At 38.2% G+C, this 24,483-nt stretch carries 26 protein-coding genes; 20 read left to right on the top strand and 6 right to left on the bottom strand.

Going from position 1 to position 24,483, the window contains the following annotated elements; all coding sequences use genetic code 11:
* The first annotated feature begins 20 nt into the window (after positions 1 to 20).
* A complete protein-coding gene (locus BLS35_RS24700; protein WP_090786417.1) occupies positions 21 to 1,442 on the top strand; it encodes a hypothetical protein in 1,422 nt (473 codons plus the stop codon).
* 58 nt (positions 1,443 to 1,500) lie between these two features.
* A complete protein-coding gene (locus BLS35_RS24695; protein ID WP_090786415.1) occupies positions 1,501 to 1,683 on the top strand; it encodes a histone H1 in 183 nt (60 codons plus the stop codon).
* A gap of 73 nt (positions 1,684 to 1,756) precedes the next feature.
* Here BLS35_RS24695 and BLS35_RS24690 read toward each other — a convergent pair whose 3' ends face one another.
* Both BLS35_RS24690 and BLS35_RS24685 read right to left on the bottom strand, forming a co-directional pair.
* Complete coding sequence (locus BLS35_RS24690; RefSeq protein WP_090786413.1) at positions 1,757 to 2,479, bottom strand: hypothetical protein; 723 nt, start codon at positions 2,477 to 2,479, stop codon at positions 1,757 to 1,759.
* Positions 2,457 to 3,083 (bottom strand): sigma-70 RNA polymerase sigma factor region 4 domain-containing protein, encoded by a 627-nt coding sequence (locus BLS35_RS24685; RefSeq protein ID WP_090786411.1) that lies wholly within the window; start codon positions 3,081 to 3,083, stop codon positions 2,457 to 2,459. Before BLS35_RS24685 ends, BLS35_RS24690 begins: the two co-directional genes overlap by 23 nt.
* A 369-nt stretch (positions 3,084 to 3,452) precedes the next feature.
* On the opposite strand from BLS35_RS24685, the gene BLS35_RS24680 reads away from it, so the two are divergent.
* The 3 genes from BLS35_RS24680 to BLS35_RS24670 are packed head-to-tail and all read left to right on the top strand — an operon-like array spanning position 3,453 to position 6,548.
* Entirely contained in the window at positions 3,453 to 3,722 is a 270-nt protein-coding gene (locus tag BLS35_RS24680; RefSeq protein WP_132226063.1) for a hypothetical protein, read from the top strand.
* Between the two features lies 1 nt (position 3,723).
* Positions 3,724 to 4,866, top strand: coding sequence for an HNH endonuclease (locus BLS35_RS24675; protein ID WP_090786406.1), 1,143 nt, complete (start codon positions 3,724 to 3,726; stop codon positions 4,864 to 4,866).
* Between the two features lie 2 nt (positions 4,867 to 4,868).
* Entirely contained in the window at positions 4,869 to 6,548 is a 1,680-nt protein-coding gene (locus BLS35_RS24670) for a nucleotidyltransferase domain-containing protein (protein ID WP_090786404.1), read from the top strand.
* Between the two features lie 196 nt (positions 6,549 to 6,744).
* On the opposite strand, the gene BLS35_RS24665 is transcribed toward BLS35_RS24670, so the two are convergent.
* The gene (locus BLS35_RS24665) at positions 6,745 to 7,164 is read right to left on the bottom strand and encodes a hypothetical protein (RefSeq protein ID WP_090786403.1); all 420 of its coding nucleotides are present in this window, start codon (positions 7,162 to 7,164) and stop codon (positions 6,745 to 6,747) included.
* A gap of 418 nt (positions 7,165 to 7,582) precedes the next feature.
* Between BLS35_RS24665 and BLS35_RS24660 the strand changes: the two genes are divergently transcribed.
* From BLS35_RS24660 to arsB, 4 genes are read left to right on the top strand one after another with little or no spacing between them, the layout of a single operon-like run.
* Positions 7,583 to 7,912: an ArsR/SmtB family transcription factor gene (locus BLS35_RS24660; protein ID WP_090786402.1), complete on the top strand. Its 330-nt coding sequence runs from the start codon at positions 7,583 to 7,585 to the stop codon at positions 7,910 to 7,912.
* Positions 7,913 to 7,968: 56 nt separating this feature from the next.
* A complete protein-coding gene (locus tag BLS35_RS24655) occupies positions 7,969 to 8,436 on the top strand; it encodes a DUF6428 family protein (protein WP_090786400.1) in 468 nt (155 codons plus the stop codon).
* An 11-nt stretch (positions 8,437 to 8,447) separates the two neighbouring features.
* Positions 8,448 to 9,080, top strand: coding sequence for a low molecular weight phosphatase family protein (locus BLS35_RS24650; RefSeq protein WP_090786398.1), 633 nt, complete (start codon positions 8,448 to 8,450; stop codon positions 9,078 to 9,080).
* A 2-nt stretch (positions 9,081 to 9,082) separates the two neighbouring features.
* The gene (gene arsB / locus BLS35_RS24645; RefSeq protein WP_090786396.1) at positions 9,083 to 10,162 is read left to right on the top strand and encodes an ACR3 family arsenite efflux transporter; all 1,080 of its coding nucleotides are present in this window, start codon (positions 9,083 to 9,085) and stop codon (positions 10,160 to 10,162) included.
* Between the two features lie 85 nt (positions 10,163 to 10,247).
* Here the strand turns inward: arsB and BLS35_RS24640 are convergent, their stop codons facing one another.
* The 3 genes from BLS35_RS24640 to BLS35_RS24630 all read right to left on the bottom strand — a co-directional run bounded on the left by BLS35_RS24640 (position 10,248) and on the right by BLS35_RS24630 (position 13,496).
* A complete protein-coding gene (locus BLS35_RS24640; protein WP_090786468.1) occupies positions 10,248 to 11,261 on the bottom strand; it encodes a site-specific integrase in 1,014 nt (337 codons plus the stop codon).
* The gene (locus BLS35_RS24635) at positions 11,248 to 11,958 is read right to left on the bottom strand and encodes a tyrosine-type recombinase/integrase (RefSeq protein WP_207909180.1); all 711 of its coding nucleotides are present in this window, start codon (positions 11,956 to 11,958) and stop codon (positions 11,248 to 11,250) included. The genes BLS35_RS24640 and BLS35_RS24635 overlap by 14 nt, the downstream gene beginning before the upstream one ends.
* A 275-nt stretch (positions 11,959 to 12,233) precedes the next feature.
* Positions 12,234 to 13,496 (bottom strand): site-specific integrase, encoded by a 1,263-nt coding sequence (locus BLS35_RS24630; protein ID WP_090786393.1) that lies wholly within the window; start codon positions 13,494 to 13,496, stop codon positions 12,234 to 12,236.
* 153 nt (positions 13,497 to 13,649) lie between these two features.
* Between BLS35_RS24630 and BLS35_RS24625 the strand changes: the two genes are divergently transcribed.
* The 11 genes from BLS35_RS24625 (at position 13,650) to BLS35_RS24575 (ending at position 24,479) form a co-directional block, all read left to right on the top strand.
* Positions 13,650 to 14,261: a UPF0758 domain-containing protein gene (locus BLS35_RS24625; RefSeq protein ID WP_090786392.1), complete on the top strand. Its 612-nt coding sequence runs from the start codon at positions 13,650 to 13,652 to the stop codon at positions 14,259 to 14,261.
* Between the two features lie 302 nt (positions 14,262 to 14,563).
* A complete protein-coding gene (locus BLS35_RS24620; RefSeq protein WP_090786391.1) occupies positions 14,564 to 15,118 on the top strand; it encodes a hypothetical protein in 555 nt (184 codons plus the stop codon).
* 189 nt (positions 15,119 to 15,307) lie between these two features.
* On the top strand, positions 15,308 to 15,481 hold the full coding sequence (locus tag BLS35_RS27955) for a hypothetical protein (protein WP_165973406.1): 174 nt from the start codon (positions 15,308 to 15,310) through the stop codon (positions 15,479 to 15,481).
* Positions 15,482 to 15,492: 11 nt separating this feature from the next.
* A complete protein-coding gene (locus tag BLS35_RS24610; protein ID WP_090786388.1) occupies positions 15,493 to 16,572 on the top strand; it encodes a DUF932 domain-containing protein in 1,080 nt (359 codons plus the stop codon).
* 42 nt (positions 16,573 to 16,614) lie between these two features.
* Positions 16,615 to 16,833, top strand: coding sequence for a hypothetical protein (locus BLS35_RS24605; protein ID WP_090786386.1), 219 nt, complete (start codon positions 16,615 to 16,617; stop codon positions 16,831 to 16,833).
* A 44-nt stretch (positions 16,834 to 16,877) separates the two neighbouring features.
* Complete coding sequence (locus tag BLS35_RS24600; RefSeq protein WP_090786384.1) at positions 16,878 to 17,249, top strand: hypothetical protein; 372 nt, start codon at positions 16,878 to 16,880, stop codon at positions 17,247 to 17,249.
* A gap of 52 nt (positions 17,250 to 17,301) precedes the next feature.
* Positions 17,302 to 17,676 carry a hypothetical protein gene (locus tag BLS35_RS24595; RefSeq protein WP_090786382.1) on the top strand — a complete coding sequence of 125 codons (375 nt, stop codon included), beginning with the start codon at positions 17,302 to 17,304 and terminating at the stop codon, positions 17,674 to 17,676.
* A gap of 11 nt (positions 17,677 to 17,687) precedes the next feature.
* Positions 17,688 to 18,269, top strand: coding sequence for a hypothetical protein (locus BLS35_RS24590; protein ID WP_132226064.1), 582 nt, complete (start codon positions 17,688 to 17,690; stop codon positions 18,267 to 18,269).
* Between the two features lie 504 nt (positions 18,270 to 18,773).
* On the top strand, positions 18,774 to 19,349 hold the full coding sequence (locus tag BLS35_RS24585) for an RNA polymerase sigma factor (protein WP_090786378.1): 576 nt from the start codon (positions 18,774 to 18,776) through the stop codon (positions 19,347 to 19,349).
* A 92-nt stretch (positions 19,350 to 19,441) separates the two neighbouring features.
* Positions 19,442 to 20,590 (top strand): FecR family protein, encoded by a 1,149-nt coding sequence (locus BLS35_RS24580; protein ID WP_090786376.1) that lies wholly within the window; start codon positions 19,442 to 19,444, stop codon positions 20,588 to 20,590.
* 316 nt (positions 20,591 to 20,906) lie between these two features.
* Positions 20,907 to 24,479, top strand: a complete 3,573-nt coding sequence (locus tag BLS35_RS24575) for a SusC/RagA family TonB-linked outer membrane protein (RefSeq protein WP_207909182.1) — start codon at positions 20,907 to 20,909, stop codon at positions 24,477 to 24,479.
* Positions 24,480 to 24,483 lie beyond the last annotated feature (4 nt).

The following is a 24,483-nucleotide window of genomic DNA, read 5'->3' as shown; positions in this document are numbered from 1 at the left end:
GGGGAATTAAAAGGAAGTCTATGGTAGCACATGAATTTGCAGAACTGGCAGAATACCTCAAAGAGGAAGGTTATCCTGAAGAATGGGTCAATACTACGCTGATTGAAAACATCCCTTATTACGGGACAGAATTTTCAATTGTGGAGCTGATGGAGTACAAAGGGGACTTTGCCATTGTTGAAATGGAATTTGACATTTCAAAAGGCAGCATTATGCTGGAAAAGTTAACAGGCTATCTGTTGAATACCCCTGTGAATAGGGAAGATTTAGTGCATTTAAAAGATCCTTCCTGGAGAAGAGAGCATATTACTGAACGCACTTTTCAAGAAGAATTGGTGCCGGCTGATTACCTGTTTGACACTTTGCGTGCCTGCAGGGAAATGAGCCTGCTTAACCCGGAATTAGTAATTAAATATGAAGATATGAATAGAAACTCATTAGAAGATTTTCAGGACCAGGCTAAGGCCCTGAAAATGCCTGCTGCGATGCAGGTAGAAATTGAAAAACAAATGGAAACCAATGTGGAACGCATTTCGGTAACTATACCCATACCTGCACGTAAAGGGTACCTGGAGGCTACTGCACATTTGAAGCGGGGTGGTGGCGATTCAGAGTATTACTTTTTTAACAAGTATGATCTGGCCTTGAACAATAAGGTGAAGCCGTTGGAACATGATTACAAATACACGGTGACCACTACTAAGGATGAAAATGGATTGGAATTTGAAAAACCATTGTTCAGGAAGTTTGACAGTCCGATTGAGGCAATCAAGTATTTCAACGAGCAAAATGGTACCAGTGAACTTGCAACCGGAAAGGTTGATGATAAAAATAAGCTAACCCCTGGGCAATCCCTGGCTACCATGAAAGACGGTAAGGTGGATTATGTAACCAAGAGTTTTCAGGGGGCTTATTATAATCCGATAGTCGAAAATACGGTTTATGTCAATAGGGGGGTAGGATTTAATATGGTTCAGAGTGCGAGTATGTTGCAAAATGGAGCTGCTTATCGGGATGATCTGGTGAGCCGACAAGGTGTAAAGTATGAGGCCTGGAACATTTATAAATTTGATGAGCCCAGGGATAATTATGGGAATTTGAGGGTTAAGCAATTTAATAGCGGTTATGGTTTCAAGCTGGAGGATGAGCTTAAACGTTATGAAATCAAAGAGCTTGACGATCCGAAGAAAATGGCAGGATTGCTGGAACAATTAAAAGATGGTGAACGTGTGCCGGTTATTGTTGAAGTGCCGGGAGCGGAAGCGAGAAAACTGGATGTAGAGGCAATACCCCGTTATGGCAACATTAATTTTTATGACCGGGACGGTAAGCCAGAGATCAGGGAGAACTTTTTAAAACCTGGTATGGGCAAAGAGAAGGAATTTGGTAACAAAGTAGAACAGGGTAAGCAAAAAGGCCAGGAAGCCGGGCTTGGGGTTTAGTTTTATTACCACTGCTTGTTAAATAATTAATATATTCACATTATAAAAAACATTCATTATGTCAGCATTTGATAAATTAAAAGAATTGGTAGCTGCTGCGGAAGCAGATGCTACAGCATTTTACACTAAAGGAAACAAGGCAGCGGGTACGCGTTTGCGCAAAGCATTTCAGGATATTAAAGTTGCAGCCCAGGAAGGCCGCGCTGAAGTAACTGAACTGAAAAACAAGGAAAGTAAATAGATTTATATCTGTTTTGGGAAAAAGCCCGGTTCAACAGAACCGGGCTTTTGAAAAACCTAGAGAAGGGGACACTTTAAAGATTCACGTCATTTGGTAATAGCCCTTTTTCTTTTAACCAGTTAAAGGAGGTTAATATCTGAAGTTCAGTAAACCTCTTTTTCTTGTCATGCCAGTTATAAAAAACCTGCATTAGGTTCGATCTGTCAATTTTATCCGATTCTTTTAGCTCAAGAACACAAGCCAAAACCGTTGCCGCTAACTCTGTTTCCTCTGTTTTTCTGTGTCTAAACAGCTCAATGATAAATTGAATATGCTCATCATATGCTGAAAAGTAATTCTTGTAATATTTATTATAGGATTCAACATTTTCCATTGGAACGTATCTTTTCACTGTATAATCTCCGCTCTTAACAGTCTTCACATCGAACCACTTTTGTTTTTTAAACTCCTTGTCAATCGAATGCATAAATTTGTTGTCGAATGGCCCTGCAGCTTGTTTCACATATCTGGAAAGCTCCATGTTTGAAATATGCTCACACAAAAAGACCAACTTTTGAAATTTGATTCTTCCAAATGTATTTTCATTCTTCAACTTTGTGACTATTTCGGCGCCCAAAACTGCACGCTTAAAATAGGTGGTTGATTTATTCTTAACCAAAGATCTTTCGTAGTCGTCAAGTTCTTCTTTCTCTTGAATTTCTTCAATTGACTTCGGAGAGATAAGCCCTAGTAACATAAGCCCTTTCTCGAAATCATCCATTGAAAATTCGACCTTATTGTTCTCTATTAATGGCATCTATTTCTTTTTTTATTTTAGCAGTTAGACGTTCACGAAGTTTTCTTACTCCTGATTCCTTAACATTTAATTCTTTGCAAAGTGAGGCTACCACATCATCAGGTAAGTATCTATAATGCCGTTTATATTCAATATCAGCTAATAATACCTTAACTTCTTTCGGATTTAATTTTTTCAATATGCGCAAAGTGAAATCTTTCTTTAACTTATTATCTTTAACATCAAGTTTGACAGTACTCGCTAAGTCATCAAAGTATGTGGTAAATGTTGTATTGTTTTCTTTGCCTTTTTTATGATAATCTCTAAAAAGGTTGAGAGATATTGTAAACATAAATCGCATAATCGACTCACGTTCAATGTTTCCTTTTAATTTAGTCTTATCGAACGAACGGTATTTCTTAATCTTCTCAAATACCTCGTGTGCAATCTGCATGCCAACGTGTTTATCCAGCTTACGTCTATCACATATTTTTGCGCATTCATCTCCAAGATCTTTTATGTAGCGGTTTACAAAAATACCATAGGCTTCTTCACTTGCATCATTACTGCAAATGAATTCCAATAGGTCTGTATCCGATGCCTGTCGTAGTTGTATAGTTTTCAAGAGCTTCTTTTAGATTATACTTTGAAGCGTGACAAAGTACTTTGTCACGCTTCAAAGTATTATGGTTAAGCAAGTTTGCAAAATAATATTGGAATTACAAAACAAGGGATATACAATTTGATAGGAAGATGAACTCTTGTTTAGCAGTAATCACATATTTAACAGATAAAACTCCATCTCCAAGTTTTTAAGGAAATTGGGGAGCTGTCCTATTTGAGAACTTGATTATAATATAGGGAACACGATGAGAGCATGTTGAAAGAGATTATGTGTAATACCACTGAATGAGAAAGTGTTTCCTATAGCTGAAGTTATTGGTTTATATATAAAAGACCCTTGTATGGGCTGAAAAAAGGAGAAAGAAAATTTATGTCAGTTTATTTAGTAACATATGATCTTAACAAAAAAGATAAAAATTACGATGGTGTAATAACAGAGATAGAGCGCTCGTCGGCTTTCTGCAAGCCATTAAAATCTACCTGGCTGGTTTCGACAACAGAGTCGGCAATTGGATTACATAATAGAATATGGAAACATATGGATGATAACGATTACTTGTTGATAATCGAGGTAAAAGCAAATTATTATGGCTGGTTAGAAAAAACGCATTGGGAGTGGATTAAAAAGCATCTGGGATAATATGAAAATAGTAAGGACTAGAAAACAAATACCCACAGGGATCGCAAGAAAACTCTGGGTACAATCCGCAGGACGATGTCAATACAGTGGCTGTAATGTGTCGTTATGGAAAGATGATCTCATGTATAAAGATATGAATAAGGCTTATATTTCCCATATTGTAGCAGCTAGCCCAGCTGGTCCTAGAGGGGACGAAATAAAGTCAAAGGAATTGGAAGTTAGTTATGATAACCTCATGTTACTTTGTGATGAGTGTCATAATAGAATCGATGAGTCTGACCGGAAAAACCATTCTGTAGAGTTGTTGATGACAATGAAAGAGGATCATGAACATAGGATTAACCTAGTGACTGGTATTGAATGTGCAAACAGAAGTTTAGTGGTCTCTTACCTGGGAAAGGTTGGTAGTTTTTATCCAGTTCTTAATAGGAGTAAAGCATTTGAAACCATTATCCCTGCTTATTTTCCTTTCAAAGGTTATTTCATTCAGGGCGGTACTAAGAATAGTCCCATTGATGATCACGAAGAGATTTATTGGTCGACAGAACCTCTTGTTTTAGAAAGATGGTACAACCAAAACGTTATGCCTTTTTTAAACGATAGATCATCTGCGCATATTTCGCTGTTTGCCATTGCTCCACAACCACTATTGATTAAATTAGGATCTTTGGTGTCCGAGTTACAACCTGCAGATATATTTCAATACTTTAGAGACCCTTCTGATAGCTGGAAATGGCAAGAAGATAGTAGTGATCTGAGATGTCAGGTTGTTCCACCAGTAACATTTACTGGTCTTCCTGTACTCAAACTAGAACTTAGTGCTGAGCTGAATGATGAACGGATAAAGAAAGTTTTTGGGGAAGAACAGCTCAGCATTTGGACTGTTAGAATCTCAGATCCAAGAAGAGATTTTCTGAAATCACGTGTTCACATGCAACAGTTAAAGCGAGTTTTTCGCTCTGCATTTGATCAAATAAATGTAGCTCATCCAGACCATAAACAAATTCATGTTTTTCCAATCGCTCCTAATTCTGCCGCTATAGAATTTGGTAGGGTCAGAATGCCCAAGGCCGATAAAGAACTGGTTTTATATGATCAGAATAACAAAAATAACTCCTTTATTAAAACATTAATCATTTCATAATCATGATAAATTTGACCTTTGAAGAAAGAAAATACCTTGGTAATATACTTGAGCAACTTGCTAAATCAATAGATTTGACAGATTCACAATATGAAGAAGCAATCAGTAAATATGCAGCAGTTGGAAAATTTCTTTCTAATCCTGAATGTAATCTTTTTGCATATAATCCTAAAATTGTACCTCAAGGATCTATGAGAATTGGAACGGTGACAAGGCCAGTTCATCAAGAATGTGAATTTGACATGGATGCAAATTGCAGGTTGGATATTCAACTTCCAGTTTCGCAGTATAAGATGAAACAACTCATTGGTGATTGTTTTAAGTCAAGTAAAGTTTATAAGGAAATGTTAGAAGAAAAGAAGCGGTGTTGGCGTCTAAAGTATTCAGAATCATCTCGTTTTCATTTTGATGTTGTGCCTGCAACGGCTGATAATTTTAAGTGGCTGATCGATCTTGGAGTTCCCTTGAGGTATGCGGAACATGCTGTACTGATTACCGATAATGAACATCCGGATTATTATCTTACAACCTCAGAACTTCCGCGTAGTAATCCAGAAGGATATGCATTGTGGTTTCTGGACGTTATGAAAATCCAAGCAGATGCAATTAGAATGAAGCTTGCAGCTGAACTTAGAATGAGTGTTCAACAGGTGCCTGATTTTAAGGTTAGAACACCTTTGCAGCAAGCAGTACAGTTAATGAAGCGGCATCGTGATCTTATGTATGGCGATAATGAGCATAAGCCGATTTCAGTTATCATCACGACGCTGGCTGCTAAAGCTTATAAGGATGTAATGTCTTACAGCAGCACAGGTACATTTTATGATGTGCTTTTAGATATCTTAGAACGAATGCCAGCATATATTACAACCTTCAATGGTATACAATGGATTTCGAATCCTGTAAATCCAAATGAGAACTTTGCAGATAAATGGGCATTAGATTCTAGGTTGGAAAAGGAGTTTCGCAGATGGCATAGTAGAATGGTGGAATCATTAAGGTCAGATAAAATTATAGGAACACAGGAAGAACTCTCAGAAGTGTTAGAACTTTCATTCGGTAAAACTACTGTTAACCAGGTTTTCAATATAGAGCGTGATCGATTTTCTAAACTCAGGGCAGCAGCAGGCCTTATTTCAAGCGGAGCTGCATATACCACATCTTCAGGAAATATAACATCTGTTAAAACCGCGGTAAAGAATACTGCGCATAGTTTTCATTTTGGAAGTAAAGTGAAAATACCAAGACATGGTGATTACAAGTACGCTTATTTAACGCATCAGAAGCAGCTTATAGAAGATAACTATGACTTTTTAAAATGTACTATTGATCGAAAGGTTCTAATTTGTAAAGGCTATGTTAAACTTGAAGAAAGCAATATATCCTATAAAGTTAAAATTGAACATGTGGTTGGTAAAGAGCCAAAGACAACAATTTTAGAACCATTAATAAAGCCCTCGTCCAAAATTCACATGTACTCAGATCATAGTCTTTGTCTTTCGTATGCTAAGGAGACAAAATGGACAGAAAAGACTAAAGTTTACGAAAATACGATTCCATGGTTAATTGAATGGATCATCTACTATGAACTATACTTAGTTAATGGTAACGTCTGGGAAGGAAAAGAGTCTCCTGATCATCTTACCCCAGCAACGATGAACCATAATGTTGATTTGGAATAAGGATTTAACACGTTTAGAATTGTTTTATAATACAGTGACATACATCCTGCTTTGACACTGGATCCGCGCTTAAGAAAAGGAACTCTAAAAAAGTTCCTTTTACACTTTCTTTAATGAATATTCGTAGAGGATTAATGAATAGGGCTTGCCTAAGCCAAGATACAGATTACGAAATTCAACACTAGTCTTATGATATTCAAAAAATGTCAGTTTGTTCAGGAAAATCCTTGACTATTACCTGTTCAAAATCCATATAATATCCCCTGTCGAAAACGCAGTTCCAGCTATCACCGGCTTCATCTATATGGATACTGGTAATGAATTTAGTATTTATCCCAGTGGCATAAAAATCATCAATAGCATAATGTTGATGTCTGTTATGGTCTACTATTACACCCGGGTGGCTATTCTTTTTAAGAATTTCATAATTCTTTTTGAGGATCTCGAAGATTTGCTTTGAGTTTTGATGAGGAGGGACTCTTTCTGCCTTTCGTATATTTCTGTTATAGGTGTTCCGACAGGTATCGTTGCAAAATCTTTGATCACTGCGGCCGTGTAATGGCTTATTGCAAAAAGCACAGTTATCTGAGATTAGATGGTATTGATTTGTGTTCATCTGGCTATTGGTTTATACCATAACATATTCTTCCGATTTAATGTTTTGAGATCGGGTAATTTTTAGAAAGATCGAATGATTTGAATTTTGATCGGGTAAGTTGTTTTTGTACCTAATATTTGTTGTTGTCGTTTTCAACTTTGCTGAACACAAATTCTTAAATGTTATGAAAAGACAAGTTTTAGCATCGGAATCATTTTCGCTTAATTATGGAAAGTAAAATATAATGGAAAGTTGATATGGATAAGTGCCCATACTGCATATGAACACACTTTTCACTTTGCATTATTTGCATGGTGTCCTGGAAATTCAGGAAAAAATATTGAGTTGACTTTCAGTAATTTGTAATTAAATCAACATTTTACGATGAAAATTTTGGATATCTGACCAGGCAATCGTAATATTGCGATATAAAATTATGGGACTTACAAAGACAGAAATATTTACAGACGAGCAGAACCAGCTTGCGACCTTGTTAAAGGCTATGGCTCATCCTGCAAGAATTGCTATCCTGCAAAGGATATTAATTTCAAATACTTGTATTTGCGGTGATCTCGTTGGGGAACTCGGTTTAGCCCAGGCTACAATTTCGCAACATTTAAAAGAGCTAAAGAATGCAGGGATTATACAAGGAACAATAGAGGGAGTTAGTATTTGCTACTGTATCAATCCAAAAACCTGGAAATTGTTGGAGAAACAATTGGGTGGGTTTCTTGCCGAGTACAAAGGTGAAACATCTTGTTGTTAACCTTTTTTTGCTTATATCAATCGTTAAATTGCAATAATACTATAGATACATAAATTATGAAACTATCAGAAATTAAAGAAATCCTTGCTACGGTTGAAGGAGTAAATTTTAAACTGGAAAATGGGAATTCAGTACCCGAACATTTCCATGTAACCGAAGTCGGAATTATTACAAAGGACTTTATCGACTGCGGGGGAACAGTGCGCCATGAAAAAGTGGCTAATTTCCAATTATGGGATGCGGATGATTACGAACACCGTTTAAAGGCCGGGAAATTACTTCATATCATCTCGCTTTCAGAAAAAGTTCTGGGAATGGAAGATTTAGAAATTGAAGTAGAATACCAGGCAGAAACTATAGGTAAGTATGACTTGGGATTTGACGGGGAGAACTTTCTTTTACTAGCCAAGAAAACCGCTTGTCTTGCAATGGACAAATGCGGTATTCCTGCCGAAAAACAAAAAATTGAAATGGTAAATCTGACTTCAGGTTCAACCTGTACTCCAGGTGGCGGGTGCTGTTAATTTTAAGAGCGATGAACATAACAACGAAAACAAACCTTTTTCAGGAACTTGAAAGTGTAGTTAGCACTTTCAAGTTTGATAATATCACCTCAGATCGCAAAGCGGTATTGCAACCCTTAATTGATTATATTCAAGAGAAACACAGCGCCCAAAAAGAAGTACGGCTTAACTTGATATGTACACACAATTCACGAAGAAGTCATCTTTCTCAAGTGTGGGCACAAACAGCTGCAGCTTATTATGGCGTTAAAGACGTTTTTTGTTATTCAGGCGGAACAGAAGCCACTGCTTTGTTTCCTCTAGTCGCTGAAACTTTGAAACAGTCGGGATTTAAAATTCAGGTTATTGCCGAAGGAAGTAATCCGATATACGCCATAAAATATAGCCAGAATGAACATCCTGTCATCGGCTTTTCAAAAACTTATGATGATGAATTTAACCCTTCAAGTGCATTTGCGGCAATATTGACCTGCTCACAAGCTGATGGAGGATGTCCATTTATTTCCGGAGCTGAAAAGCGTATTCCAATAACATTTGATGACCCAAAAGCATTTGACAATACTCCACAGCAAATAGAAAAATATCAGGAGAGAAGTTTGCAGATAGCTACTGAAATGTTTTACATATTTTCACAAATCAAATAACTATGTCTGCAAATATTTGTACCCCTGCAGTTGAGCGAAAAAAATTAAGCTTTTTAGATCGTTACCTCACGCTTTGGATTTTCCTGGCTATGGCTATTGGTGTATCCATTGGTTTTTTTATTCCGTCTTCTTCAGGTTTCATCAACTCATTTTCCAATGGAACAACAAATATTCCATTAGCAATAGGGTTGATTTTGATGATGTACCCACCATTGGCTAAAGTTAAGTATGAGCAAATGGGTAAAGTATTTAAAGATACCAGGGTGTTAAGTGTTTCATTAGTATTGAACTGGGTAATTGGTCCGATACTGATGTTTTTTCTTGCCATTACCTTTTTACGGGACTATCCTGAATATATGGTTGGATTGATTCTAATTGGCTTGGCCAGATGTATAGCAATGGTTGTGGTTTGGAATGAACTTGCTGAAGGAAACCGTGAATATGCCGCTGGACTAATTGCGCTTAATAGTATTTTTCAGGTATTGTTATACAGTGTATTTGCGTACATCTTCATCACTGTCCTTCCACCATATTTTGGTCTTCAAGGTCTGGATGTTAACATTACCATTTCGGAAATTGCTAAAAGTGTGGGGATTTATTTGGGTATCCCGTTTGCGATGGGGGTAATCAGTAGATATGCACTAATCGCTATGAAAGGAGAAGAATGGTTTCAAAATAAATTTATTCCCCTTATCTCACCAATCACTTTGATCGCATTGCTCTTTACTATTGTAGTGATGTTTAGTTTGAAAGGTGAATTGATCGTTCAGATCCCTATGGACGTGGTAAGAATTGCTATTCCGCTTGTCATCTATTTCTCTATCATGTTTGTGGTTAGCTTTTTTGCAGGACGTTATTTTGGAGCTGATTACTCCAAAAGTACTTCGATAGCATTTACCGCTACAGGTAACAACTTTGAACTGGCTATTGCTGTTGCCATCGGTGTATTCGGCATCAATTCCGGACAAGCCTTTGCAGGTGTTATAGGACCTCTCGTTGAAGTTCCTGCTTTGATTGCCCTAGTTAACCTTGCCTTTTGGTTCAGAAAAAAGTATTATACAGTTACAGAAATTACAAAATAAAGACTACTCAAACGCGTACTTTATAAAGTGGGTTGCCCTATTCCAGCATAATTTGCATAAATATAGACAACCCACTTTATATTATTTAAAGGTTTTTCAACCAGCTCAACAAATTCTCATTGTCAACCCAGACAGGTATCTCTTTGTCTACTAGATCTACGTAGGCATTTTCTATTGCTTCGCGTTTTTGTTTAGAATCTGCTCTAGCATAGATTTCTGTAGTTGTTACTGACGTGTGTCCAAGAATATCTCTAATGTAAACCAGATTTACTCCGGCTTGAAGCAAGTGCATGGCTTTAGAGTGTCTTAATGAATGACAACTGATTTTACCCTGAAATAAGGTGGAATCCTGGATTTTAGCCATGCAAAGATATTTATCAAGAATGTATGTCACACCTGCTCTTGTTAGCTTCTCTTTCCTTTTATTGAAAAATAAGGGATACATGTTTGCATATACCTCAAAAAGATGATTCTTTGACATATAATTCTTCAAATGAGCAACTTGATTTTCCATCAGGGGGACTATTCTAGCTTTATTGCCTTTGCCAACTAACTTAATTGTGTATGGCTTATTAAGTCTTAGACTAGAAGGATGAAGATCGATGATCTCCTGAACTCGGCATCCGGTATCATACATTAATGCGAGCATTGCCAGATCCCGAAGTCCTGTACTGGTTGAGAGGTCAGGTTGAGATAACAAGAGTTTGATTCCTTCCAATGTTAAATAATTCATTGAGCCTTTTTTGGCCTTTTTTACTTTTATCGATAGTATCTTTCTACATTCATCGAGGTGTTCAGGCCATTCATATTGAACATACTTAAAGAATGAGTGCAAAGCGGCTAACCTAACGTTGCGCGTAGAAGCTGAACAAAGCCTGTCGTTTTCCAGGTAATTTAGAAAGCTTTCAATAATTGTTTTTGTCAAGTCATTGAATACTAGCTTTTCTGGAAAAATACCTTTTTGCTCTTTCATAAAGGATATTAACAGTATAAAGGTAGTTCTATAGGAGTCGATCGTATTTTTACTCATACCCCTTTCTCCAGGAAGGTATTTTGTAAGAAAATTTGCCAGACTCCTTGGAAAATCAACTGTTTTCATTGTTTGTATCTTCATAAACAGTTGGAAAAAGGTATGGACATATATTGTTGACTTTTGATAGGATTGACGGGTACATTTCACTGGTAAGACGTACATAATCATTTGTACTTGAGATGCTTGAATGCCCCAGATAAGTAGATAATATTGGTAATGAATGATACAGATCAATACCACTTTCCGCCATTTTCGCAAGCGAATGCACGCTGAATGTGTGCCTTAAATCGTGTAAATGCGGCCCTTGGTGATTACCAATAAAAGGTATATTAGCTGCAGCAAGGATTTTCCGGAACCACCTATATGCTGATGTGGGATAACAAGATAATCCATTGGGGTGTACAAAGAGTAGATTAGTTGATCTTCTGATTGGAAAGTGCTCCCTTGCGTCAAGATAATCCTTTATTACTTGCGCAAGAGACGCAGAAATTGGAACCAGTCGATCCGTTCCGTTCTTGGTGTGTCGCAGTGTAATGACTCTATCATCAATATCCACATCCTTACGCGACAACGTCAAAGCCTCGCTTAACCTTATGCCAGAGCCATATAATAATCTTATTAAACAAGGAATGATTAATACCATCGAATTATTACACATGAAATTGGTTTTGAGATCGTCTGCTGATTTGAATATCGATGCAATTTCTCCTTCAGAATAGATATATGGAGTGTAAGTTGATCTTGTTTTGGGCAGTCTGGGCAAAAAAGATGTATATCCCAACGTAATTAAATAGGATGAAAACTGTCTAACATGTCGAATCCTGACATACCAACCCTTATCAGATTCATTAGGACGTTTTGCACACCACTGGTCACAAAGCTCCTTTGAAAGTCCTATTGTTGTTTCATCCCTTTGTGACACTAATCGGTCAAATTGTGTGTACGAGTATTCAATGTTGTTATATCTATAACCAAGGCCACGTTTCATGGCAATATACTCGATGATTAGTGGGCCATATATACTATAATAAAGGGGCTTCATGATGCAAATCCTCCTTCCTGAGTATAGAAGCTTATAGGAACCAATAAAACATCAAGCGCACACTGGCTCAATTGCTGCTTACTAACACGTAGATAATACATCGTTGATTCCGTTTGACTATGTCCCAGCGTTTCAGATATTACAGGAAAACTGACGTTATTGTCAAGTAAATGTGTCGCAAAACTATGTCTTAGTGCATGTGCACCATGCTTTCTGTCTTTCACATCTACTTTAGAATGCCGGAAATAATATCTAGCTGCATAACTGACGTCTTGTGGATTTAACCTTAAATAAGGGTAGAAGTGTTTTAAGAAGCAATGGTTATCATCAGAGACTGGTCTTCCGTATTTTAGATAATTTATAATGGCATTTCCTACCTCTGGTAAAATTGGTAAAGTAATTTCCTTTCCCGTTTTGAACTGATAAAGTTTGATTATACCTGTGTCCCAATTAAAGTTTTCAAACGTCAACCCAGCGATGTCTGATATTCTTAAACCAAGTTTAGTTGCAAGCAAAAGCATCGCATAATTTCTCTTTCCTATAGCACTAGATCTGTCAATCGTACTAAGCACTGACTTTATTTCATCTGAAGAATATACAGATGGTAGCTTCGGTTGGCTTTTATAATTGGTTTTAGGAATTAAAAAGGATAGATCTTTACCTGTTAATCCTTCCTCGTATATATATCCGAGAAAACCTTTTACAACAGTAAGCATCAGGAATCTTCTATAGGCAGATTTAGAACTTACAAGTTCTATAAGCGCTAAAATGTGTCTTTCGGCTAATTCAGAAACATCTACCAAACCTTCACTTGTAATAAATGCTAAAAACTCATGAAGGGCAATAGTGTGCTTGTAGATAGTACCCGGCCTTAACGAGTATACCTTGGCATTTGTTTCTATATAAGTTTTTATTACTTCACCCGCTTTTCCTTCGAAAACCAGCGGTGGTTTCCTTCTTTGGGGAGACCTACCCAGTGCTATTGTACCCGACTTCTGAAATAAATAGAGAGCATCGATTACGTTAACCAACCGCTTTTGCTGTCTATCAAGTGAATTATAATCATATTTTCCTAGCCTAATGTCAATAAATTCTTTGCCAACGCCTGGATCGAAGTAAGTAATTCCGCTATTCGACATATAAGTTCTGAGCAACTTCCAAATTTGCCAGTATTGACTTATGGTGTAGGAGTGCCGCCGAAGTTCTCTTAAATGGCTGTCAAACTTCATAAGTAAATCATCAATGGTTTGTTTTTTCATCTTAATAATTATTTAGTTAAAGCACTATTGCTCAGAACAAAATAATGTAAAGTCAGATTATTAATAAACCCGGTTAAAGACTTAGCTAATTGATTCAAAACAAGATAGCTTTCCATTATATTTTAGTTTCCATAACCACGTTTATGGAAAGCTTTGCATAACCAGGGAAACAGGCATTATTTCCTGGATTTCAAGCGTGCAGAGAACAACAGTAATTATATCCAGATCACTCGCAGCGAGCAGCAACCAGATGGTAGCTATAAGAGGTGGGAGGTGATTGTTTTTGAAAATCAATTCGCTGAATTCATCCAGGCCTTCTCTTCGCTGTTTCAAAGTGCTGCATGGTATGGTGCAGAATATAAAGGCATGAATGAAATTCATGCTGAGGCCAAAGCGTCAAAGGGCATAAAGGGAATGGCACCGGAACAGCGGCCGAGGGAAAGGCTTATGGCGCTGGGTGCAGCCCAGCTTGGTGATGCAGAGCTATTGGCGATATTGATTGGTTCGGGCACGCCGAATGAATCATCAATTGTACTAGCCCAGCGCATACTGGCCGGGCAGGGCGCAGACCTGTCTGGTCTGAAAAGCATGACCCTGGAGCAACTTTGCAGGTTCAAAGGCATGGGCATCGCTAAATCCTGCACCGTGCTGGCGGCATTGGAGCTGGCAGGGCGCATATCCCCGGCATCCGTACCCACCTACAAACCTGTATATATCTACCGCCCACCTGGGCAGGAGCCAGGCAGCTTCTTTGAGTATAGCTAAATGCCTGGCTATTTTACACCATTTTTTTAAGGTTTTTTAAGCTTGCTTAACTGGTAAGTATTAGGCTGTTTGTTTCGAAAGTTCTGATATGCAGGGGGCACCTAGTCAAGCCGGCTCCGCTTTGCTCCGCTGGTTTTGAAAAAAAAATCTCCACACCTCGGCTGCGCCTTCGGGTTGTATTTTTTTTCCAAAAGCCTTGCCTGTACCCCCTGCTTAATCAGGCGAGGGTGCTTAACAAAAAGCCAGCAGTGGCTCCTGCCGAAGGGTAGTAGGTAGGGTGGACAAATTAAAACCCATAAAAAATGGAAACTAAAGTAAAAACAGGCGCAGAGGTTAAAGGAACAAACGCCGTAGCAGACAAAAAAGCCCCTCAATTTGTAGCAGGTAATCCGGTAAATGCGGTATCGCAAAAGGAGGAAACAGGCAAAGAGCCAAAAGCGGAAAGCACAAAAGGTGGATTTGTAAATGTAAATCAAGAAGCGGAAAAGGCGAAGTCCGAACCTACCAAATTAGAGATCAAAAAAAGTATAGTCGAAAAGATTGCCGAGCAAAGGGCAATACTGGAACGTCATATTAAACTCGGGGACGAATTAGCCCGTAAGATCAGGCACAGGGACAATTTAAAAAATATCATTACCACGCTGGACGAATTCGAGTTGGTTTTAAAAGACAATGCGGACGAAACAGATGGCAACTATTATCAAGGCTGTCTACTCACCATTAAGGATGACAATGGTAAAACCTTTACCACTAAAAACCCTACGATCATTAAAGGCGTTGCCGAGCAGGTGAACAGCCTTTGCACTGAAAAACTCGAAGAGGTCGAAACCGACATCGTTAACCTTATTCCTGCTTAAATATACCAGCGCCCCTGTTTAGGCGGGGGCGTCAGTATTCACCTAAATATTTAAGTATGGAAAGGGCTTTTATCGAATTCCTAGACCATGTGTATGAGCCGGGGTATGGCTTGGAATTTAAGTAAAATAACCCCTCGGCATTTTATCAGCAGCTGGAAAGGTTTAACCAGCTGCCTAAAATTCCTAAGTATGAAAAATCACATTTTATATATCATCGTTCGGGTAGAGGTCGAAAGCAAGACCGATAGCCTGATGGAAACGGTAGCCGAATTTGAACAGGAGACTAAATACAGTTTTGACAGCACCGAGAATGTGAAGGTACTGGAAACGGAACTTTTAGCAACTGGATTTAATCACCCTTAATTTTTAAAATCATGTCACATAACCTTAATTATAACAGCAATACCAATCAGCATAGTTTTTTCAGTGTGAAAGAAAAAGCATGGCACAATCTTGGGCAGATCATTGAGCATTACCCGACCAGTAGCGAGGCAATTGTCTACGCAGGTTTGAATTTTGAAGTTGAGAAACGCCCGCTTTTTACCTGCAATTCTGAAAACTTCGCTGTTTTTAATGACGTGGAAACGGACGAGTATATGAACAGCTTTGAGCCTAATATTATAGTGCCGGATTTCTTTTCTACGATGAGAACCGATACAGACGAAGTACTGGGTTTAGTGGGTAAGGATTATAACGTAGTACAGAATACAGAGGCTTTTGCTTTCTTTGATAGCATAGTAGGTGGGGGAACTGGGATCAAGTATGAAACGGCCGGATGCCTTGGACGTGGACAGGTTATCTTTATTACTGCCAAACTACCGGATTTTATTCGGGTAGGGCGTGAAGATTTAATTGAACAATATTTGTTTTTGACTTCCTCACATGACGGTTCAGGCAGTATCAGTATCGCTTTTACACCTGTCAGAATTGTTTGTGCGAATACTTTAAACGCTGCTTTAAGGCACAATTCAAACTGCATTAAAATCCGCCATACGGCCACTGCTACCGATAAACTGAAGCAGGCGCAAATGATGCTGGGTATATCAAATAGCCTTTCTATTGAAATGGAAGCGATTTATAACAGGTGGTCGCACGTACGGATCAGTGATCCCGAATTAAAACGTCTTATTCAATTGGCTATGGTGCCAAATCGTGAGGTACTGGAAAAACTGCGCAATTTTCAGAATGATGAACTCTCGACCCAGTTTAACAATATCGTTGAAAATGTGTACGAGTATGCAATGGCAAGTCCTTCGCAACAAATGAACACTACAAGGGGGACAGTTTTTGGCGCTTACAATTCAGTAACGGGTTATTTTCAGAATGTGCGCAATTATAAAGACGATGAAAGCAAGTTTAAATCCATTATGTCGGGTACGGCCTTGACCCGTACACAAACCGCATTTGATTTGTGCATGGACTTTACCAAAACAGGGGCAAGCGCCTTGAATTAACAGATTATTAAATGGGGGAGTAATCCCCCTAAATTTCATACAATGAAACGATATATAATCGATAAGGAAGGAAATCTACTGGAAGTGACAGATTTGAAAACGGCCATTTTTCAGGTGGCCATGTACCTCACTTACGAAATCAAGAACCCTACTCAGGAGGAGGAAGCATTTCATAAGAAACGTTTAAGCTACTGGAAAGATATTTATAGCAAACTGGTGATACTCAAACAGGATGCCGATAAAACTACAGCTATTAATTAGTTTATTTATTCACGGGGCGGACTTCCGCCCCCTAAGTTCTAAGAATGATGAAGCCAATCATAAAACTCAATACTAAGGAAAAGGCCAAGTTGTTACATGCGCTTTTTCCTAATGAAATACCGGAGTTTTTAAACCATCTGCAAAAATTCTGTGCGCACATATATGAACGTAAGGAAGGTTATGAAAAATTATGGAATCCCCGGTTGATGCATTTTGAACGATGGCGGGTTACTTCGGGCTATATCCTGCAGCTTTTGGAAAGCAAACGTTCAAAACTGGAATCCAGTTCAGAAGCATTTGCAAACCATTTGTTTTTCCTGGATTATGCCACCCTAACCCTAAATCAATTAACCAAATATGCAGAAACGGAATCTTATAACCAAAGGTTTAAACTTGCTGTACCCATGTTTTTTTAAGTTATTATTTAATGTCAATCAAGGGCAAATTTTGTCCATTAATTCTAAAATTATGAAACCTATACATGAAATGAAATTACACCAAAAAATTAAAATCCTTTATAAATTATATCCCGCATCTATTGTTGAATTCACCGATTATTTAAAGGCATGTGCCATTGAAACAATAGAAGATAGAGAAGAAGCAGCCGAAACTTCGGGGAAATGTGTTGTTCAACAAGACTACTGTGTTTTGCTGGCTATGAAAACCTTTGACCGCATAAAGCAATATGGGGAGAGTTTCTTTTACTGTCGGAAGTTGTTTACAAAACAGTTATTCAAAGGAAGTATTTCTCTTTTTACAGTTCATACTTTATTACGATATGCAGAAACAAAATACTGTTCTCCCAAGTTCGCACTGGCGGTGAAGCTATTTATTGAAATTTAATGAAACAGGTTATGAAAAGAATAAAAGGAATCAATGTACTGAAATCGGAGCTTTTGGACTTTGCCGAAGAAGTCATATACAGTCTAACCTGTGAGTTACAGCGAATCACTAGAATGGTAGCAATGACAGAACTGAAATTCAACCCTTTTTCCGATGAAATAAGTATGTATATGGATGCCATCCGACTGGATGAAAATACAGAGATTATTATAGATACTTCATTTGCTGATACCTCGGAAAAATTCTTGCGTAGTTGTATTTCTGATCTTGAAATTGACTTTTTTGGATTAATTGATCTTTTGGAATTGTTAAAAGCAGTTGAAGGAAAGAATGGAGCTTTACCCTCTATTTTAAAACCTGTGTCTGGTGAATACATTACTCATGAGGAGCAGGACAGGGATGCTTGGGTATGCTTGTGCGGAAATATGCCCTGTTACAATGGGTTTTATTCCTGCGATGAAGATGGTGACCTTATCGAACCGGGCGATGAATGGGAATATTTGTACAGGTGTGAAGCCTGCGGCCGGGTGATAGATGACAGGGATCATAAGGTTATTGGCATCAATTTAAACCCAAATAACGAGGAAGCTTAAACAGGGATTTATCTTTAATCTTCCTGTTATGCTGTTGTTGGCCTGTAGGGCTGTCTGCGCAAAAATACGCGCGGCCCTACGGGCATTAAGTATTTTTTAAGATTTGATTAAGCGATTTTTCCAGATTTGTTAGCTTTGAATCCTGGTCGAGTTAAGTTTTTTCGCTAAGTATCTTAGTTTATATAAATTTTTCCAGTAGACCCCGGTACTCTCAATGGCGAGAGTATTTGATGGTAATAAGTGTGTTGTAGAGGACTGAGGTTTGCTGTTTGTTAGGAGTGATTTATGGATGTCTTAATTAGATCAGTCTGTAGTATCTTAGAACATTGAAGTTCATAGTTTATGCTATACGTTCAAAAGAGTGGTTGAGCGTTCATTCCAAATAGTCGTAGTAACAATCTCAACGTATTTTTTTCTACATTTAGACGCGAATACGATATAACAGATTTTTTGTAGTAAAATCCTCATTTGGGAGTGTGGAAATCAAACTAAGGATAAAACGGGATGCCAATAAATGCTAACTTGACAGATAAGGAACTGATTGAATTAATTTCAGTTGGGGAGGAGTCTGCTTTTTCCATTTTATACCGAAGGCACTGGACTGAACTCTTCGGGACTGCTTGCAGGGTATTACGGTCAGAAGATCGTGCTGAAGATGTCCTTCAGGAGATTTTTTTGGCTTTGTGGACTAAACGAAGTGAGATTAGTATTACTGGGTCGGTACTGGCTTATTTACATACCAGTGTTCGATACAAATCAATGAACTTAATTGAAAGGGATATATTCGAACGTGACTACATCCAGGTGCTTTTGTCTACTATTGAACAAAATGGGGATTGTAATGCACAACAACTACTGCAATTGAAGGAACTGGAGCAGGCTATTGCTACAGTAGTTGAGCAAATGCCAGATAAAATGAAAGTAGTTTATAAACTCAGCAGAGATAAGTATCTTACTCATCAGGAAATTGCAGATCAACTGGGAATTTCTAAAGAAACTGTTAAAAAACACATACAACACGCTTTACAGCTATTAAAAAATGCCATCGGAATTAGTGTTTTATTATTTCTGTTGAAGTGATTTGTTAATTCATTGTGTTGATAATAAAATATTTTTATTTTTTTTACCCCTTTGATCGGTTTCAGTTGACATAGGGGTGTAAAAGAGAAAAAATGACTTCATCATATATTAGGGATCTAATCAAAAAGTACAATAACCGTCAAGCAACCGATGAGGAAAAGTTGATTGTTGAGCAGTGGTATGCCCGTCTGAATGAGACTGGTGCTTTTCATATGGATGCCAGCCAACAAGAGCTAAGAATGAATAGGATGGAACAGGAGCTTCTGGCGAAAATAGCTGTAGAACCACAGGTACGAAGGATGCTATTTAATTACAAAAAAGTAATAGCCATTGCTGCTAGTTTGCTATTGGTGTGCGGAATCGGTATATACTTTATAAATACCAATACAGATGCTGGAGCAAAAAAAAACATTTCTCAAGCAGGAAATAAGGCAGTTCTAACGCTGGGTAATGGTAAAACAATTGTGTTGGACAGCAACACTGCTGGAGTGGTTGCACAGAGTGGCAACATGGTAATTAATGCAAAATTAAATGCTGGATTGGTCTATAGTGGTGAGGCTGTCGTAGCAGAAATGAATAGTCTGAGTACGCCTAAAGGGGGGATGTATAAGGTCGTTTTGCCGGATGGCTCTACAGTCATGTTAAATTCCTCCTCTACTTTAACCTTTCCGACAGCTTTTAAAAACGATAATAGAACTGTAAAACTTAGCGGTGAAGGATATTTTGAGATAGTTAAAAATCCGGAGCAACCCTTTTATGTAGAAGCTAAAGGTGTAAACATCAGGGTTTATGGGACGGGTTTTAATGTGATGGCTTACCCTGATGAGCAATATGTAAAAACTACATTGGTTCATGGATCAGTGAGGGTCGGTAATGAAAGTGTTATGAGTATGCTCGTACCTGGTCAGCAAGCAGTAATGGATGCAAAAGACAGTAAAATACAGATCAACAGGCCTAGTTTAGAAGAGGTTTTGGCCTGGAAGAACTGGGAGTTCCGATTTGAAGGAGCAGACATCACTGCTATTCTAAGACAAATTTCGAGGTGGTATGATGTAGATGTAATTTATAAAGGAGCAGTTAGTGATCATCAGTTTTATGGCGTTATACCCAAGAAAAGTAATGCCAACGAACTATTGGAGGTTTTAGAGGAGACAAAACAAGTTCACTTTGAAATTGAAGGTAGAAAGATCATCGTTGTAAATGGACCAAGAGAAAACAATAAACAAAATGCTAACAAATAAATAGATATGATTAAACCTTTACAGAAAACTAAATGAGAAAACCAAACATTCCTCCGGAACCAGGTTTCGGGAATTAGCGGCAGATTAAAAAACCGGGAGTAATTCGACCTACCCCCGGGAACTATTTTTGATTTACGCTTAAAATCAGACTACTAAACCTTCATTTAACTTAAACCAAAGACTTACCAAAAGTATGGAACTTACTTTTATTATCAAAGGGCATTGTTGCCCTATGGACGGCTGTTGTCAGCATGAGCCAAAGTCTGGAGGCAAAATGCTCCGGAACAATCAAATTGCTAAAAAAATCTTGCGGATCATGAAAATCACGACTGTTTTGTTGCTTTTTTTTATATTGAATTCAACTGCAAAGTCCTACTCGCAGACGATTACCTATAAGGGGAATAATATTTCATTGAATAGCTTATTTGATGTAATCAAAAAACAAACTGGTTATAGTTTTATTGTGGATCAGGCCTTGCTGAGAAATACATCACCAGTTAATTTAAAGGTAGCAAACGCGTCTTTAAAAGAAGTACTTGACCTTGCATTAGGCAAGCAAGGAATTAGCTATTCCATTGTACACAATACGATTGTGGTGAATGTGGACGAGCGCAAATTAAAGGAGCGTAATGTTAATTCTGTTCTGATCACTGGTGCCGTACTAGACAAAGACAAAAAGCCAATTCCCGGCGTTTCTATTCGTTCTAAAAGTAACCCCGCTTTACAGACTGCCACAGATAAAAATGGTCGGTTTGTGATCCGATTGGAAGATGCGCAATCTACTCTCGTGTTTACTTATATAGGATTTGAGACTTTGGAAATTGAACTAAAGGGCCTAACTATTCTTGAAGTAGTGATGAAGGAAAAAGCCAGTGCACTCGATGAAGTGGTGATTTCTACGGGGTACCAGAGTATCAAAAGAAAAGATTTGCCTGGTGAGGTTCAAAGTCTTAAAATTGGAGATATATTAACTCCGGGAATTAACCGTTTGGATCAGTTATTGGAAGGTCGTGTATCAGGTTTGACCTTTATGCAAAACTCTGGTCAAGTTGGTGCTGCGCCAAGGCTTCGAATCAGAGGGACTTCAACAATCTTAGGGAATCAGGAGCCGTTATGGGTGTTGGACGGTATTGTATTAACTGATCCGGTTAACGTCGATCCTGCACAAATTAACAACCTGGATTTTGTCAATTTATTGAGTAATTCCATTTCTGGATTAAATCCTGACGATATTGATCAGATAGATATTCTTAAGGACGCTTCAGCTACAGCTATTTATGGGGCACGCGCGGCAAATGGTGTCATTGTAATTACCACCAAACGCGGTAAACAAGGTCCACCAGTTTTTTCTTATTCTGCTGCCGGCACCTTTACCCAGCGACCTCGCTATTCGGATAAATCGGTATATGTTATGAATTCTAAGGATCGGGTAGATGTTTCCAGGGAAATGATCGAGCGTAAAATGGTTTACCAGAATCTCACTATTCCTACAGGCTATGAAGCTGCTGTTCAGGATTATTACGCAGGAAAAATTGATTATGCGGAATTTCAACGATTGGTATCGCTTTATGAAACAACCAATACCGATTGGTTTAATGTAATTACGAGAGATGCGTTATCTACCAAACATACTTTGAGCATTTCGGGGGGTGACCCGGCTGTAAAATATTATGGCTCTTTAGGCTATAATAATGAGCAGGGAACCATTAAGGGTGAAGGATTAAAGGGATATTCCACCAACGTTGGTATTAATGCCAATTTGAAGAAGTTTACGCTTCAATTTGGTTTAAATGCAAATACAGGAACATCAAAGTATATTCCCACGGAAGTTGGTGCGTTAAACTATGCGTATAACACAAGTAGAGCAATACCCGCCTTCAATCCTGATGGTAGTCCTTACTTTTATCAACGTAACAACGACTATAGCATGTCTTATCTTTACAATGTTCAGGAGGATATGGATAATGCGTTAAAGCTGACTCGGTTCTCAACAGCGATGTTAACTTCTAAGTTGGGTTATCAGATTTACAAGGATTTAGGTATTTCCGCGACGATCTCGTATTCTACAGCGAGTACAAATGAAGAAACCTCATTTACAGAAAAGACTTTTTACATAAAAAAGCTAATCAATGATGGTTTAAGTGCTAATCTGGCTCCATTGGGAGGTGAATTAAGGGAAGCCAATACGGTGAAGAATTCTTATACGGCAAGACTACAGTCTGATTATAATAAATCTTTTGGATCGGCGGGAAAACACAGTATTCAGGCCAGTCTAGGGGGAGAATTGTCCTCAACGAAATACGATGGCTTTGCAATTACCAGAAGGGGATATGCCCAGGACCGTGGAAAAACTTTCTACTCTATACCAACTACCTTTGGGGCCTATTATAACTTAGTCAACAATAACCCTCAATTTATGGGTATTGTCAATGAACAACTGACTAATATTCTTTCGGTGTATGCTACCTCGACTTATAGTTATGACGAACGTTACTTAATCAGCGGTAGTATTCGATCTGACGCTTCTAATCAATTTGGTCAACAGGCAAATAGTAAATTTCAACCGATTTATGCCATAGCGGGTAGATGGAATATTAAAAAAGATTTGTTAAATGAAACCAACTGGGTAAATGATCTTGCCTTACGTGCTTCATATGGCTTTCAGGGAAATATGATTGATAATCAGACTTCGCAATTGGTATTGCAGAGAAGTGCAAATAATGTCATTTATAATTCTTTGACTTCTACAGTAACAAACTTGCCAAACCCGGATTTGAGTCGAGAAAAAACTAGCTCAACGAATTTTGGCGTCGATTTTAGTCTATTTAACGGGAAGCTTAATGGTACATTATCTTATTTCTATAAGAAGACAACAGATGCTTTCCTAACCAAAGCGGTATCAGAAATCAATGGAGTAAACCAGTATGTGGTAAATCAGGGTGATTTAACCAATCAAGGCTTCGAAGTATCTTTAAATTTTATGCCGATAAACACCTCGGTAGGGAAGGATGGTAAACGAGGATTTAGCTGGAGAATAGACCCACAACTCGGGCAGGTCATCAATAAATTAATCACAGCTGCGGTGAACAATAAAACAAATCTAGTTCAGAATACCGTCAATGTATCTAACTTGCTAAACGGAAATGTGCAGATTACGGGTAGACCGCTTTATACTTTTTATTCTTTCAAATACAAGGGACTAAGTAATGCGGATGGTTCTCCAACTTTCTATAACACGGATGCAAGCTTGAAAACGACTTATGATGGTCAGACGCCTGCTGAGGTATATTTTCAGGTACTCGACGAGTCAGGGACCAGAATTCCAATATTGCAGGGCGGGATATCTAATTCTTTTGGATATAGAAATTTCAGTCTTTCAACAAATTTCGCTTATAGTTTGGGTAATAAAGTACGTCTGCTCAAAATCGCTTCCTCTTATGGAACCTCAAATTCAGGATCTACTATTACGCCTTATCCACAACAAAACCTTCGCCAAGAATTTGTTGATCGCTGGAGAAAGCCAGGTGATGAGAATTTTACCAATATTCCTGGGCTGAAAGTAAATCCAGTTAACGTAGCACCATGGTGGAATGGTTTACCTTACAGTTGGGCAACAGATGTTTATGAAATGTATGATAACTCTGATTTGAGGGTTGTGAGTGGTGACTATTTGAAATTGCAGTCGGCCTCATTCAGGTATAATCTTGAAAATAACCTATGCAAGTCGCTGGGTCTGAAATCAGCGTATATTGGCTTGTCTGGAACGAACTTGTTCACGCTTGCGCATAAAGACTTAAAAGGTCAGGATCCCGCACAATCAGGTCAAACGCCACAAATCAATTTGTCCATACGCCCAACGTATTCATTTAATTTAAACGTAACTTTTTAACAAT

This window comes from Pedobacter sp. ok626 (assembly GCF_900100435.1).
Taxonomy (GTDB): Bacteria; Bacteroidota; Bacteroidia; order Sphingobacteriales; family Sphingobacteriaceae; genus Pedobacter.
Note: the sequence above shows the minus strand (reverse complement) of the source record. Positions and strands in the feature narration are given on the sequence as shown.

Bases quoted from the DNA above. Each gene is read 5' to 3' on its own strand.
- BLS35_RS24700 (WP_090786417.1), top strand. From the start codon at position 21: ATGGTAGCACATGAATTTGCAGAACTGGCAGAATACCTCAAAGAGGAA.
- BLS35_RS24695 (WP_090786415.1), top strand. From the start codon at position 1,501: ATGTCAGCATTTGATAAATTAAAAGAATTGGTAGCTGCTGCGGAAGCA.
- BLS35_RS24690 (WP_090786413.1), bottom strand. From the start codon at position 2,479: ATGCCATTAATAGAGAACAATAAGGTCGAATTTTCAATGGATGATTTC.
- BLS35_RS24680 (WP_132226063.1), top strand. From the start codon at position 3,453: ATGTCAGTTTATTTAGTAACATATGATCTTAACAAAAAAGATAAAAAT.
- BLS35_RS24675 (WP_090786406.1), top strand. From the start codon at position 3,724: ATGAAAATAGTAAGGACTAGAAAACAAATACCCACAGGGATCGCAAGA.
- BLS35_RS24670 (WP_090786404.1), top strand. From the start codon at position 4,869: ATGATAAATTTGACCTTTGAAGAAAGAAAATACCTTGGTAATATACTT.
- BLS35_RS24665 (WP_090786403.1), bottom strand. From the start codon at position 7,164: ATGAACACAAATCAATACCATCTAATCTCAGATAACTGTGCTTTTTGC.
- BLS35_RS24660 (WP_090786402.1), top strand. From the start codon at position 7,583: ATGGGACTTACAAAGACAGAAATATTTACAGACGAGCAGAACCAGCTT.
- BLS35_RS24655 (WP_090786400.1), top strand. From the start codon at position 7,969: ATGAAACTATCAGAAATTAAAGAAATCCTTGCTACGGTTGAAGGAGTA.
- BLS35_RS24650 (WP_090786398.1), top strand. From the start codon at position 8,448: ATGAACATAACAACGAAAACAAACCTTTTTCAGGAACTTGAAAGTGTA.
- arsB (WP_090786396.1), top strand. From the start codon at position 9,083: ATGTCTGCAAATATTTGTACCCCTGCAGTTGAGCGAAAAAAATTAAGC.
- BLS35_RS24640 (WP_090786468.1), bottom strand. From the start codon at position 11,261: ATGAAAACAGTTGATTTTCCAAGGAGTCTGGCAAATTTTCTTACAAAA.
- BLS35_RS24630 (WP_090786393.1), bottom strand. From the start codon at position 13,496: ATGAAAAAACAAACCATTGATGATTTACTTATGAAGTTTGACAGCCAT.
- BLS35_RS24620 (WP_090786391.1), top strand. From the start codon at position 14,564: ATGGAAACTAAAGTAAAAACAGGCGCAGAGGTTAAAGGAACAAACGCC.
- BLS35_RS27955 (WP_165973406.1), top strand. From the start codon at position 15,308: ATGAAAAATCACATTTTATATATCATCGTTCGGGTAGAGGTCGAAAGC.
- BLS35_RS24610 (WP_090786388.1), top strand. From the start codon at position 15,493: ATGTCACATAACCTTAATTATAACAGCAATACCAATCAGCATAGTTTT.
- BLS35_RS24605 (WP_090786386.1), top strand. From the start codon at position 16,615: ATGAAACGATATATAATCGATAAGGAAGGAAATCTACTGGAAGTGACA.
- BLS35_RS24600 (WP_090786384.1), top strand. From the start codon at position 16,878: ATGATGAAGCCAATCATAAAACTCAATACTAAGGAAAAGGCCAAGTTG.
- BLS35_RS24595 (WP_090786382.1), top strand. From the start codon at position 17,302: ATGAAACCTATACATGAAATGAAATTACACCAAAAAATTAAAATCCTT.
- BLS35_RS24590 (WP_132226064.1), top strand. From the start codon at position 17,688: ATGAAAAGAATAAAAGGAATCAATGTACTGAAATCGGAGCTTTTGGAC.
- BLS35_RS24585 (WP_090786378.1), top strand. From the start codon at position 18,774: ATGCCAATAAATGCTAACTTGACAGATAAGGAACTGATTGAATTAATT.
- BLS35_RS24580 (WP_090786376.1), top strand. From the start codon at position 19,442: ATGACTTCATCATATATTAGGGATCTAATCAAAAAGTACAATAACCGT.
- BLS35_RS24575 (WP_207909182.1), top strand. From the start codon at position 20,907: ATGAAAATCACGACTGTTTTGTTGCTTTTTTTTATATTGAATTCAACT.